At 38.5% G+C, this 13,242-nt stretch carries 12 protein-coding genes, 1 tRNA gene and 1 pseudogene; 11 read left to right on the top strand and 3 right to left on the bottom strand.

Annotation, left to right across the window (positions count from 1 at the left end; all coding sequences use genetic code 11):
• The first annotated feature begins 9 nt into the window (after positions 1-9).
• The 6 genes from pepP to OW492_RS04615 all read left to right on the top strand — a co-directional run bounded on the left by pepP (position 10) and on the right by OW492_RS04615 (position 6,391).
• On the top strand, positions 10-1,308 hold the full coding sequence (gene pepP, locus OW492_RS04640) for a Xaa-Pro aminopeptidase (RefSeq protein ID WP_290038767.1): 1,299 nt from the start codon (positions 10-12) through the stop codon (positions 1,306-1,308).
• Positions 1,301-2,563, top strand: coding sequence for a 2-octaprenyl-6-methoxyphenyl hydroxylase (gene ubiH, locus OW492_RS04635; protein ID WP_290038766.1), 1,263 nt, complete (start codon positions 1,301-1,303; stop codon positions 2,561-2,563). Before pepP ends, ubiH begins: the two co-directional genes overlap by 8 nt.
• Positions 2,560-3,777, top strand: coding sequence for an FAD-dependent monooxygenase (locus tag OW492_RS04630; RefSeq protein ID WP_290038765.1), 1,218 nt, complete (start codon positions 2,560-2,562; stop codon positions 3,775-3,777). The genes ubiH and OW492_RS04630 overlap by 4 nt, the downstream gene beginning before the upstream one ends.
• 156 nt (positions 3,778-3,933) lie before the next feature.
• Positions 3,934-5,130, top strand: coding sequence for an enoyl-ACP reductase FabV (gene fabV, locus OW492_RS04625; protein ID WP_290038764.1), 1,197 nt, complete (start codon positions 3,934-3,936; stop codon positions 5,128-5,130).
• A gap of 149 nt (positions 5,131-5,279) precedes the next feature.
• A tRNA-Pro gene (locus OW492_RS04620) sits at positions 5,280-5,356 on the top strand.
• 75 nt (positions 5,357-5,431) lie between these two features.
• Positions 5,432-6,391, top strand: coding sequence for a KpsF/GutQ family sugar-phosphate isomerase (locus OW492_RS04615; protein WP_290038763.1), 960 nt, complete (start codon positions 5,432-5,434; stop codon positions 6,389-6,391).
• Between the two features lie 82 nt (positions 6,392-6,473).
• On the opposite strand, the gene OW492_RS04610 is transcribed toward OW492_RS04615, so the two are convergent.
• Both OW492_RS04610 and rsmD read right to left on the bottom strand, forming a co-directional pair.
• On the bottom strand, positions 6,474-6,737 hold the full coding sequence (locus OW492_RS04610; protein ID WP_290038762.1) for a DUF1145 domain-containing protein: 264 nt from the start codon (positions 6,735-6,737) through the stop codon (positions 6,474-6,476).
• Positions 6,737-7,345: a 16S rRNA (guanine(966)-N(2))-methyltransferase RsmD gene (rsmD, locus tag OW492_RS04605; protein WP_290038761.1), complete on the bottom strand. Its 609-nt coding sequence runs from the start codon at positions 7,343-7,345 to the stop codon at positions 6,737-6,739. Before rsmD ends, OW492_RS04610 begins: the two co-directional genes overlap by 1 nt.
• 97 nt (positions 7,346-7,442) lie before the next feature.
• Here rsmD and ftsY point away from each other — a divergent pair, with 97 nt between their 5' ends.
• The 3 genes from ftsY to ftsX are packed head-to-tail and all read left to right on the top strand — an operon-like array spanning position 7,443 to position 10,811.
• Positions 7,443-9,128 carry a signal recognition particle-docking protein FtsY gene (gene ftsY, locus OW492_RS04600; protein WP_290038760.1) on the top strand — a complete coding sequence of 562 codons (1,686 nt, stop codon included), beginning with the start codon at positions 7,443-7,445 and terminating at the stop codon, positions 9,126-9,128.
• 17 nt (positions 9,129-9,145) lie between these two features.
• Complete coding sequence (gene ftsE, locus OW492_RS04595; protein ID WP_290038759.1) at positions 9,146-9,817, top strand: cell division ATP-binding protein FtsE; 672 nt, start codon at positions 9,146-9,148, stop codon at positions 9,815-9,817.
• A 1-nt stretch (position 9,818) separates the two neighbouring features.
• Positions 9,819-10,811 (top strand): permease-like cell division protein FtsX, encoded by a 993-nt coding sequence (ftsX, locus tag OW492_RS04590; protein WP_290038758.1) that lies wholly within the window; start codon positions 9,819-9,821, stop codon positions 10,809-10,811.
• A 114-nt stretch (positions 10,812-10,925) separates the two neighbouring features.
• On the opposite strand, the pseudogene OW492_RS04585 reads toward ftsX, so the two are convergent.
• Positions 10,926-11,093: pseudogene (locus OW492_RS04585) on the bottom strand (site-specific integrase); the annotation flags it as partial.
• Positions 11,094-11,558: 465 nt separating this feature from the next.
• On the opposite strand from OW492_RS04585, the gene OW492_RS04580 reads away from it, so the two are divergent.
• Both OW492_RS04580 and OW492_RS04575 read left to right on the top strand, forming a co-directional pair.
• The gene (locus OW492_RS04580) at positions 11,559-11,951 is read left to right on the top strand and encodes a hypothetical protein (RefSeq protein WP_290038757.1); all 393 of its coding nucleotides are present in this window, start codon (positions 11,559-11,561) and stop codon (positions 11,949-11,951) included.
• 388 nt (positions 11,952-12,339) lie between these two features.
• The gene (locus tag OW492_RS04575) at positions 12,340-13,155 is read left to right on the top strand and encodes a DUF2971 domain-containing protein (RefSeq protein WP_290038756.1); all 816 of its coding nucleotides are present in this window, start codon (positions 12,340-12,342) and stop codon (positions 13,153-13,155) included.
• The last annotated feature ends 87 nt before the right edge of the window (positions 13,156-13,242 follow it).

Here is a 13,242-nt window from a genome sequence, read left to right as displayed (position 1 = left end):
AGAGAGCCTATGACTGAATTTACCAAACGCCGTCAACTATTTGCCCATAGTATGCTAGACAACAGCATGGCTATTTTCCCTGCTAATCAAGAGTTAACCCGTAGTAATGACACTGAGTTTCGTTTTCGTCAAAACAGTGATTTTTATTACCTATGTGGGTTCAATGAACCAGATGCATGTTTATTATTAATTAAACAAAATAACCAATTAACCACGGTTTTGTTTAATCGTAAAAAAGATAAAAACGCTGAAATTTGGCATGGTTATCGATTAGGACAAACGGAAGCGATTAAAACGCTGGACGTCGATCACGCTTTTGTTATTGATGATTTTGAAACCAAGTTAAGTGAATTGCTAGAGGGTATTGATACTTTATATTACCCCACCTTGAGCGGGCTTGCCTTAGATCTGTCCTTACAAAATGTACTCAACGGGTTGCGTAGCCGCTCCCGCAGCGGTTTAATTAGTACTCATCAATTTTTAGATTGGCGACCTACTCTGCATGAAATGCGCCTATTTAAAAGTGAAGCCGAGCAAGCGATAATGCGTAAGGCCGGTGAAATATCAGCATTAGGTCATGTACGTGCAATGCAACAGTGCAAACCTGGTATGTTTGAGTTTCAACTGCAATTAGAAGTGGAATACGAGTTTGCACGTCAAGGCACCCGAGATGTGGCTTATAACAGCATTGTCGCTGGTGGTAATAATGCTTGTATTCTACATTACACGGAAAATGATCAAGTATTACAAGATGGTGATCTAGTCTTGATTGATGCCGGTGCTGAATATCAAGGTTATGCTGGTGATATTACACGTACTTTCCCTGTTAATGGCCGCTTCACTGAAGAGCAAGCCATTATTTATCAGTTAGTGTTAGATTGCCAATTATTAGCGCTTGAACTAGTGAAACCTGGGATCAGTGTGTTAGAGATCAACCAACAAGTTGTGACTAAAATGACTGAAGGTCTATTAACATTAGGCCTATTAAAAGGCGAGTTAACAGACTTAATTGAAGAGCAAGCTTACAAAGCCTTTTATATGCATGGTTTAGGACATCCACTTGGGTTAGATGTGCATGATGTTGGTGATACGGGAACGATTCAATCTCCTCGTGCATTGCAAGCCGGCATGGCTATTACTATCGAACCCGGTTTATATATCAGCCAAGATGCAGACGTAGAAGCGCGTTGGAAAGGAATTGGTGTCCGTATCGAAGATGATGTGATTGTGACAGAGACTGGGTGTGAGATTTTAACTGCTGCTGTACCTAAAGAAATTGAAGCAATTGAAGCGTTAATGAATGGCTAAATTATCCCAACAAAGCGACCTAGTAGAGCAACAACAAGAGGCTATTCTTTACGATGTAGTGATTGTTGGCGCTGGTATGTCAGGTGCATTATTAGCGTTAACCCTGTTAACGCAAAACCCGTTGTTGAAAGTATTGTTACTGGATGAAAATGCACAGCGTTTACCATCCTCGCCAAACAATGAAGCAGGCCATAACCCTAGCTTTGATGCACGTTGTATTGCATTAAATGCTGGTTCAGTGGACATCTTAGATAGTTTGTCGTTATGGACTGATATTAAAGCTCATGCACAAGCGATTGAGAATATTCAAGTGTCGGATAAAGGTTACTTTGGCGGTGCGGAGTTATCCCCTAATTTACAGGGAGATGCTTTCGGTTATGTGGTTGAGTTACGACATGTAGGTAGAGTACTTTCTCGTGAACTCGCCTCCTTTGCTTCATTAACCACACGCTACCAAGTTAAATTAGACAATTTGTCACAACAACAAGATGTTATTCAATGCGTATTGAATAATGGTGAAACAGTGACCGCTAAATTATGTGTAGGTGCTGATGGAAGTCATAGCCAAGTACGCACTTTAGCGGGTATTAGCAGTAGCTTATCTGACTATCAGCGTAGTGCTATTATCTGTAATGTGCGTTGCCATAAACCCCATCAAAATATTGCCTATGAGCGTTTTACCAAAAGTGGACCAATCGCTTTATTACCATTAACCGATAACCGTTTTTCTTTAGTGTATTGCGTTGAAAAACAACAAGCGGAGCAGATAGCTCATTTATCTGACAGTGAATTTTTAGCACAATTACAGAAAAAATTTGGTTATCGTGCAGGCTTATTTGAACAAACAGGTCAACGTGATATTTATCCTTTAAATCTCTTAAAAACCACTAAGCCTATTGCTCACAGGACTGTGTGCATTGGTAATGCTGCACATAGTTTGCATCCAGTGGCTGGGCAGGGATTTAATTTAGGATTAAGAGATCTGTTTGTACTTGCCACTGTTATTGCAGACTCTGATGATATCGGGTCGTTTTCCATGCTAAATGATTATTGGCAATGTCGTGAAAAAGATCACCACAGTACAATTTGGATGACTGATAGTTTGGTGCGTATTTTTAGTAACCATTATCCATTGTTAAGTATTCCTCGCAACATTGGTTTAAAAGCAATGAACCTTTTCCCATTTTTATCCGCGCCTATTATTGAACAGTCTAAAGGACAGTTTGATTTGTTTAATAGAGAGAAATTATCATGATGCAATCCTATGATGTCACTATTGTCGGTGGCGGAATGGTTGGCTTAACGCTAGCCCGCTGTTTAGCAAATAGCACATTATCGATTGCGATTATTGAATCTAAGCAGCCGGTTGCATTGGCTGCAGAGCCAGAAAATCGTGTCAGTGCTTTGAGTTATGCGAGTAAAACCTTGTTTGATAATTTAGATGTCTGGTCACAATTAAATGCTCAACGCGTTACGCCTTATCATCAGATGCAAGTCTGGGAAAAAGATAGCTTTGGTAAAATTGCTTTTGATGCAAAACAGGTCAATCAGTCAGACTTGGGATATATTGTGGAGAATACCAACCTGCAACAAGCTTTGTTAGCGAGCGTACAAAAACAAGCCAATGTTAGCTTTTTTTGTCCTGATGTTTTGCAGAATATGGCGATTGGTGACGGCGAAGCTTGGTTAACCTTAGAAAGTGGTAAACAACTCACCTCTAAATTAGTGGTGGCTGCTGATGGTGCTAATTCCTGGGTACGTCAGCAATTAAATATCCCATTAACGCAATGGGATTACCAACACAATGCGATTGTCGCAACGATTAAAACTGCAGAACCTCATCAAGCCTGTGCACGACAGATTTTTACCGCACAAGGCCCATTAGCTTTTTTGCCTTTATATGACCAACAAACTAGTTCGATAGTGTGGTCATTACCTCCTGAGCAAGCTAGTTTATTGATGGCCTTAGATGATCAAGCTTTCAATCAAGTCTTAGCACGTACTTTTGATAACCGTTTAGGTTTGTGTGAAGTGCAAGGCAAGCGCCATAGTATTCCTTTAACCATGCGTTATGCACGTGATTTTGCTAAACACCGGGTGGCTTTGATTGGAGATGCAGCACATACAATCCATCCTTTAGCCGGGCAGGGCGTTAACTTAGGTTTACTCGATGCAGCTTGTTTAGCTGAGGAGATCCTCAAGCAGGTTGAGCAAGGCAATGATATTGGCTTGTACCAAAACTTGCGTCACTTTGAACGTTGGCGTAAGACGGAAGCCACTGAAATGATTGCTTCAATGGAGTTATTAAAACAATTGTTCGACGGTGATAACCCAGTCAAAAAAGTACTAAGAGATGCTGCCTTGTTAATAGCCGATACTATTTCGCCATTAAAAAAACAATTTATTAAGCAAGCAATGGGGGTCAATGGCCATAAACCAGCCGTTTGCTTACCTAAAACACTTGTTTAAAGGCTAAATCATTAACTTGTTTCCTTGTTTTTTGGCATTTGCTAAGAGAACAGGTATATTAGCGATAATTTTACTTACGCCTTTGATTAAATACCTCGTTTATTGATAAAACGAGTCTATGATTGAAGGTTTCTAATACCATAAGAGCGAAATAATATGATCATTAAACCAAAGATTCGTGGCTTTATTTGTACGACTACACACCCAACGGGTTGTGAAAAAAACATTCAAGCACAAATTGAATACACTAAAGAGCAAGGCAAAATTGAAAAAGGCCCTAAACGTGTATTAGTGATTGGTTCTTCTGCTGGTTACGGCATGTCATCACGTATCGCTGCGGCATACGGCAGTGACGCATCAACGATTGGTGTTTTCTTTGAAAAACCTGCAACTGATCGTAAACCTGGTTCTGCTGGTTGGTACAACAGTGCTGCTTTTGATAAGCAAGCAAAGGCAGATGGCCTATACGCTAAAAGCGTTAACGGTGATGCATTCTCTAACGAAACTAAACAACTAGTTATCGATACAATCAAAGCTGACTTAGGTCAAATTGATGCGGTTATCTACTCAGTTGCAGCGCCAGTTCGTAAATTACCTGATACAGGTGAAGTAGTACGTTCAAGCCTAAAACCTATCGGTGAGACTTACACATCAACGGCTATCGATACTAATAAAGATACGATCATCGAAGCATCTGTAGAGCCTGCAACAGAAGAAGAAATTGCTAATACTGTTACCGTAATGGGTGGACAAGATTGGGAACTTTGGATGAATGCATTAGCAGATGCTGGTGTACTAGCTGAAGGTGTAAAAACTGTGGCTTACTCTTACATCGGAACTGAAATTACTTGGCCAATCTACTGGGATGGCGCATTAGGTAAAGCAAAAATCGATTTAGATCGTGCTTCTACTGCTATCCAAGCACAACTTGATTCTTTAGGTGGTGAAGCTTACGTATCAGTACAGAAGAGCGTTGTTACCCAAGCAAGTGCTGCGATTCCTGTTATGCCTTTATACCTATCAATGGTATTTAGAATCATGAAAGAGAAAGGTTTACATGAAGGTTGTATGGAACAGATTCACCGTCTATTCACAACACAACTGTTCAAAGCTGATGGTACTGCACCAACCACTGATGAAGCACGTCGCCTTCGTCTTGATGATTGGGAGTTACGTGATGAAGTACAACAAGCTTGTGCAGAATTATGGCCACAAATCACCACAGAAAATCTGTTTGAATTAACTGATTACCAAGATTACAAAGATGAGTTTTTACAACTATTTGGTTTTGGTGTTGATGGTGTTGATTACGAAGCTGATGTGGATACATTAGTAGAGTTTGATTGCCTATAATCACTAATTAAGCGATTTAATCCATTGAAAATACCCGCTTTGTGCGGGTATTTTTTTAGCTAATAATCAACTTCGTGCTGTTAGTGACATAACAAACAGATGACTTTTTTGTTGCAACTTTTCACTAAATAATTAGAATTACGCAGCATCGGTATGTAGCGCAGCTTGGTAGCGCACTGTCATGGGGTGTCAGGGGTCAGAAGTTCAAATCTTCTCATACCGACCAATTTCCTCGTTTATTAGACTGATCACTGAATTAATGTGATTGGTATTACCTTTCCTCTCATATAAAGGAAGCTTCATGTCTCGCTTTTCATTGCCAGAATCTCAACTATTAAAAGAAGTTAAAACCGTTTTTGAAGTACAAAGTGCTGCGATTACGGATCATAGTAATCAAGTCGGTGAAGCTTACTTACAAGCTTTAGCATTGATGAAAAACTGCCAAGGTCGTGTGATTGTATGTGGCATGGGTAAGTCTGGACATATCGGCACTAAAATTGCGGCCACATTAGCATCTGTTGGGACACCTTCATTCTTTATGCATCCAGGTGAAGCATTTCATGGTGACCTAGGCATGGTGACTAAAGATGACGTATTATTACTTATCTCTTACAGTGGCGAAACAGATGAATTATTAAAAATTATCCCATCATTACAACACTTTGGTAATAAAATCATCTCTATTACTGGTGGCAAAAATTCAACATTAGCAAAACATTCAGACGTGGTATTAGATGCTAGTGTTGAAAAAGAAACATGCCCAAATAACTTAGCACCTAGTACGTCTACGACATTAACCTTAGTGATAGGTGATGCACTGGCTAATACACTAACTTTAGAAAAAGACTTCAGCCCAATGGATTTTGCGCGCTTTCACCCTGGCGGCAGCTTAGGTAAGCGATTACTGACTTTTGTGCGTGATGAAATGCGCAGTGATAATCTACCGATTGTCAGTGCACAAACCTCAGTGACTGATGTATTAATGGTGATGACTGAAACCCGTACGGGTTTAGCGTTAGTATTAGACGGTGACAATTTACAAGGTGTGATCACCGATGGTGACGTTCGTCGCTTCTTGATTTCTGGTGAAAGCATTGTCGATAGTCAAGCATCACACTTAATGAATGCCACGCCACGCTTGATCTCTGCTTCGGCGCGTTTAACTGAAGCGGAAGAGTTAATGCGTGAAAAGCATATTAAATGGTTAGTGGTAAGTGAAGATGGTAAGAAGGTTGATGGTATCATCGAGTGGGGCCAGTAAAACTTGCCAACCACATTATTTAGATAGTTAAGGATGGACTCATGTTCATCCTTTTTTGTTTTAAGGTATGTTTATCAAAAAATTAGATCAGCCGATCTTTTAGTTGCCACATTTTGAACACACCAAAAAAGAATATCTCAACACCTTCTTTTTTGGTTAGTTTTAATTTTTCGGCAAAAGCCCCATAAATCACCAATAATTGGATTGCGTGCATGATCACTACAAAGGCTAATAAAAAGTAAAAAGCCATGGCGGCTTTACCTGGGAAAGGGAATACCAAATTAGTCAGTAGTAGCCCCCAAATAATCAACATTAATCCTTTTGCAAAGGGAATAAAATAAGCCATTAACTTTCTCTCTTAAATAATTGATAGCGTACTTGCCCGGCACTTTTTTCTTTTAGTTGTGTCCAGTTAGCAGGAAACTCTAAATTAGTTAAGGTGCTTTCTACTTCTACATAGATCAGGCTGTTATTAGCTAAATAACCTTGCTCTTCCAATTGCTGGATACAAGGTTGAGCTAACCCAAGATTAAAAGGTGGGTCAATAAACACAACGTTATATTGTCGTTTAGCTGCTTGTGCCAAATAACCTAAAGAATCGCCTTGTATTACTTCGGCATTTTGTGCTTTTAATGTTGAAATATTATTTTGTAGTTGAGTGGCAACTTGTTTATCTAGCTCTAAAAAAGTACAGAATTGACAGTATCGAGATAAGGCTTCAAAGCCTAAACTGCCGCTACCACTGAAGCAGTCCAGACAATTTGCTTCGCGAATATCATGCATTAGCCAATTAAAAAGGGTTTCTTTAGTGCGATCGGTTGTAGGTCTTAACCCTTGTTTATCTTTTACAGGTAGCTTCTTTCCACGCCACTGGCCTGATATTAATCGGATAAATCCATCGGAGTTGGGCTTTTTGCCTTTTTCTTGGCTTGAAGCTCGTTGATTTTTACGCATATTATTTTTAGTCCGGGAAGCAATAGTGTTAATATAGCAATTCAGTATGCTCGCTATTTTAGCAGGGTAATCAGCTTGTTAGTAAGGTTTTTAATTAATGTCTAAAAAGAAAGGGTTGTTTTCATGGTTTTCTAAAAAACCAGCCAAGAAAACAGAGCAAGAAATACAATCAGAAGTATTAGCTCAACAAAAAGCAGCGGAAGCGGATCAACAAGCCGAACTAGCTGAACAGGAAAGAGTTGCTGCAGATGCTGAGCAGCAAGCCAAACTAGCTGCAGAGGCAGCTGAAAGAGAAACTATACAGGCTGAAGCAGAGCATCAAGCTAAGTTAGCAGCCGAGAAAGCCGAGCAAGAACGCCTTGCAGCAGAGGCTGAATCACAAGCTAAGTTAGCAGCCGAGAAAGCCGAGCAAGAACGTCTTGCAGCCGAGGCTGAATTACAAGCTAAGTTAGCAGCAGAGAAAGCCGAGCAAGAACGTCTTGCAGCAGAGGCTGAATTACAAGCTAAGTTAGCAGCCGAGAAAGCCGAACAAGAACGTCTTGCAGCAGAGGCAGAATTACAAGCTAAGTTAGCAGCTGAGAAAGCCGAACAAGAACGTTTTGCAGCAGAGGCTGAATTACAAGCTAAGTTAGCAGCTGAGAAAGCCGAGCAGGAACGTCTTGCAACTGAAGCTAGGTTAGCAGCAGAGCAAGCACAAAAAGAGCAAGCAGAGAAGGCTCGTCAGGCTTATCAAGAAGCCCAACGTAATGCTGAATTAGCTCGGCAACAGGTTGAGCAAGATGTGGCTGAAGAAGCACAAGAAAGCCAAGAAGTTGAAACAGTTACTGAAATAGTTGAAGTAGAAGAAGATAAAAAGTTAGGTTTTTTTGCTCGCTTTGCTCAAGGGCTAAAGAAAACTCGTTTAAGCATAGGCAGCGGGTTATTATCTTTATTTAAAGGTAAAAAGATCGATGATGACCTTTTTGAAGAGTTAGAAGAGCAGTTGATTGTTGCGGATATCGGTGTAGAAACGACGTTACGCATTATTAATAACCTAACTGAGCATGCAAATAGAAAACAGTTAAAAGATGCTGAAGTATTGTATGACCTGTTGAAAAAAGACCTATCAGATATCCTTAATGAAGTTGAACAACCTTTAGTGATTGATGCTACTAAGAAACCTTACGTTATTTTAATGGTAGGGGTAAATGGTGTTGGTAAAACAACCACTATTGGTAAGTTAGCTAAGAAATATCAAAGCGAAGGGAAGTCAGTGATGCTTGCTGCGGGTGATACATTCCGTGCCGCAGCAGTAGAACAATTACAAGTGTGGGGCGAACGTAATGATATCCCTGTTATCGCTCAACAAACCGGTGCAGACAGCGCATCGGTTTTGTTTGATGCGATGGATGCGGCACAAGCACGTGGTGTTGATGTCTTAATTGCTGATACTGCAGGGCGTTTGCAAAACAAAGACCATCTAATGACTGAGTTAGCAAAAGTAGTGCGTATCATGCGTAAAAAAGATGAAACTGCACCTCACGAAATCATGTTAACTATTGATGCCGGTACCGGACAAAATGCCATTAGCCAAGTTAAATTATTTAACGAAGCAGTAGGATTAACCGGCGTTACCTTTACCAAGTTAGATGGTACAGCCAAAGGCGGAATTATCTTCTCTATTGCCGATCAATTTAAACTACCTATTCGCTATATAGGGGTAGGTGAAGGTATTGATGATTTAAGAGAGTTTAATGCTAAAGAGTTTATTGATGCACTTTTCTCTAAAGAAGAAGAATCATAACAAGGTAAAAATAGACGATGATATTATTTGAAGAAGTCAGCAAAATTTATAGTGATGACCATATCGCATTAAATTCCGTCAACTTTCATTTAAAGCAAGGTGAAATGGCATTTTTAACTGGTCACTCTGGCTCAGGTAAAAGTACATTATTGAAGTTGGTAAGTTTAATGGAGCGTCCAACAACGGGACGTATTGTGTTAAACGGTAACGATATTAGTCATATTAAAGGTAATGATATTCCTTACTTACGTCGCCATATTGGTATGATTTTTCAAGATCATCGTCTACTAATGAATAGAACTGTATTAGACAATGTTGGCTTACCTTTATTAATTGAAGGGTATAGCCGCTTTGAAATTAAACGCCGTAGTTTAGCTGCTTTAGAGAAAGTCGGTTTATTAGGAAAAGAAGATGCTTTTCCAATTAACTTATCTGGTGGTGAGCAACAGCGTGTAGGCATTGCACGTGCCATTATTAATCAACCACCATTATTACTGGCAGATGAACCAACAGGTAATTTAGACCCTAAATTGTCCTTAGAAATTTTAACGTTATTTGAATCGTTGAATAAATTTGGAATGTCAGTGTTGATTGCCACCCATGATTTAGGGCTTATTGCTAAGATGCGTTATCGCACCTTGACCTTACGCGAAGGTCATATGATTAATGACGGTTTATTAAGGGATTGATATGAGTAACAGTTTGGGCGCAAGCAAAAGAAAATTATCAGGCTCTCCTAAAATTAATAAAGTCTCATTTTTTGGACGTGTGAAAGCCACTATCAGTCAGCATATACATCAATTAGTACATAACTTTATGGAGTTGTGGAATACCCCATTTGCGACTTTGATGACTATTTTAGTCTTAGGTTTAGCATTGTCATTACCTACCGTTTTTCATGTTGTTTATAAAAATGTTGATCGTGTTGGTGGGCAGTGGGAAACCGCATCAGAAATTAGCCTTTTTTTGAAAAAAGACTTATCTGAAGAGCAAATACAAGTTTTGATTAATAAGCTAGGTCTCTATGAAAATATTGAAACAGTGACTTATGTTTCTCGTCATCAAGCCTTACAAGAATTTAAAGAGATGTCTGGCTTTTCTAAGGCACTTAATTATTTAGATGAAAACCCGTTACCAGCAGTATTAATCGTAGTTCCTGTTGAGTCGGCAATGAACCCTGCAGGCAGTAAACTGCTGGTGGCTAATTTAGAACGAGAACAAGATATAGATTTAGTACGTGTCGATATCGATTGGATTGAGAAACTGCAGGCTATTTTTTACTTAGTTGTAGATATTGTTATCGCCATTGCGACCTTATTATTACTGTCAGTATTGTTGATTGTGAGTAATACCATTCGTCTTAATATTTTAAACCAGCGCGCTGAGATAGAGGTGTTAAAACTAGTCGGAGCAACAAATCGCTTTATACAGTTACCTTACCTTTATATTGGTGCATGGTATGGTTTTTTAGGTGGTGTTATTGCGTGGTTATTCTCTTTGATTATGGTGATTTGGTTAGAGTCAGGGGTGGAAAATTTAACTGGCTTGTACAAAGCTAAGTTTGACATCATCTCATTAACCTTTAATGAGTCTATTATGCTATTGATTATAGGTGCTTTATTAGGATTAATAGCCTCATTTATATCGGTAAAACAATACCTAGTGACGATTGAACCAAAATAAATTAGCTTTATAAATAATCAAAAACACCTAAATTTAAATTAAAGATGATGATTGTTAATTAAGTTTGTGACAAAGGGTAAAGCTTTCCTGGCCTCAGAAAGCAGGAATATTTAATTAAGTTTGTGACAAAATATGTTTGTACATGAACACTAAAGCGCATAACGCTTGATTTTGTGTTGCAGCACTAACGCCTCTATTTACCGTTAAATGGGTCAAGAAATGATTTATTTCCGCTGCGCCCATTTCTTTAGGATGCATTTTATTATTAAAAGTAATAAAAAACTTTACCCAATATTAATAACTTTTCTCTATTTGTAGGCCATATCGTTTTGTTCGAATTACATCTCGAAGAGATTGTAAAAAAGGGAATTTGGTAATCATAAAAACACCTCACCACAGCTGTTTGTTTATGCAGTTATGGTGAGTTTTATATCAAAATGCAATTTTTTGTGTGGAAAGTGAGCATTTAATGGCTCGCTTCCTATACTTATTTTTTATAGTTCATTGGTCTGTGAACTTTAATGTTTTAAGCATTGCGTCATACTCCGCGCAAGAGAGTTGAGTATGACGCAATGGTTAGTTTCTACAAATTTTATGTTTAAAATAAAACCACCTATTTTATTATAAAGCTTTGACAGGTAATGATTTAATTATTATTGTTTTGTTATTTTTTATTTCATTTCATAATCCGTTACTATCGTGAATTATGGATAATATACTGTTAGCTTTCATTCATAGAGTACTTATATGATTTCTACAGATTCAGTAACACCCGAAAAATACAAAGAGTTATTTGAGGGGAAAGAAACAGAAGCACTTCATCAGGCGCTTGATATTAGAAAGTTTGAAATTGAATTATATTGGAAAAGAGCAACATACTTTTGGACTTTTATTGGTGCAACTTTGGCTGGTTTCTTTGCAGTTCAGGCTTCATCTGTTGTGAATAAGGTTGACCTATCAGTAATTCTTAGTTGTCTTGGTATTGTATTTTCGTTCGCTTGGTTTTGCGTTAATAGAGGTAGTAAATACTGGCAAGAAAATTGGGAAAAGCACGTTGACGTATTGGAAGATGAGGTGACAGGACCTCTTTATAAAGTGGTGTTATCAAGAAATGCTTCTACTGAAAAAAACATAAATTAGTGAATTTATTTACTGGACCTTCTGCATTATCAGTTTCAAAAATTAATCAACTCATAAGTTTATATATTACTGTGTTATGGGTGTTGTTACTTTGGTACTCACTCCCAAGTTTTAGTTACGAAGCAACCGTTAATTGGTTTTATATATCTGTAATAACGATCAGTATTGTTACTTGTGGTCTTTTTGTAACGTTGAGCCGTTCTTATTCTGGCGGTTATTACCATACAGCAACTTTGAGAAAGTCTAGAGTGAAACCTGAAAGCTAACAAGCAGTTTAACGCTGAAGCGTAAACGGTTGCCATTGTTTTTGCAAAAGAACAAAAGGCGCAAAAACAATATCAACCTACGCTCCGGTTAACTGAGTGTTAGCTTTACATTGGATAGTTGAGTGGTCTTATATAAATACGTAAGTTTTAAAACGGCATTAGATATTATTGAAAATAACTCAATTGCCTTTTCTTGTATCGAAGATTTGAACGATCCTTTTGAATGTACTGCGCTAGGTTTCTCTGATGGAGAAATGTCAGCAAGTATGGTTACAAATGCATACCGAAATCGTTTCTCTCGAAACTACGCTTTACTTTCATTAACTAGAGAACCATTAAACCCATTAATGTGGGCGCACTATGGTGATTCTCACCAAGGTGTGGCTATCGGTATTGATGTTGAAAAAGCAGGTCTTACTTGCACTCAAAGTTCGATCATTCCTGCTCAATACGGAGAAGTTATTTATACTGCCAGTAAACCTAAATCTGTGAATTTTGAGAATTCTACAGAAGAACTAATGAATATAGGTAAAGATGCAACTGGCTTTAATTCCGACTTTTACAACATAACTAAACGTGCATTTTTATATAAATCTTCTGAGTGGAGCTACGAGGAAGAAGTCAGAGTTGTAAAACGTTTAGTGGACTCTCCATATGGTTATGACTCCGAAGGTGGAGCGTTTTCAAATGTTTCAGGTGACTGGATTCAAAAAAATCCTAAGTGTTTAGGTCGTCCTATTTACTGCCTGCAGTTACCAAAAGATTCAATTGTAAATGTATACTTGGGAAGGCATGTTTATAAAAACATCTCTCGCACAAAAATAACTACTGAAAGTGAGTTCGCTAATTTTAAAGAGATTTGCCGCGGTCGCGGTATAGCACTTAATCGTTGTGAACCGGACGTTCATTCATGGAAATTAAATGAAACTAAAGTGTAAGGTAAAGCTAACAAGGCACTCAAAAGGACAAATAACAGTTGGCTGTTTGCTCCTGCGTCGCCATTTTAGCCAACAATTATTTGCCTC

Origin of the sequence: Psychromonas sp. 14N.309.X.WAT.B.A12 (genome assembly GCF_030397575.1) — a bacterium.
Classification (GTDB): Bacteria; Pseudomonadota; Gammaproteobacteria; order Enterobacterales; family Psychromonadaceae; genus Psychromonas.
This window is presented reverse-complemented; position numbering and strand designations above follow the sequence as displayed.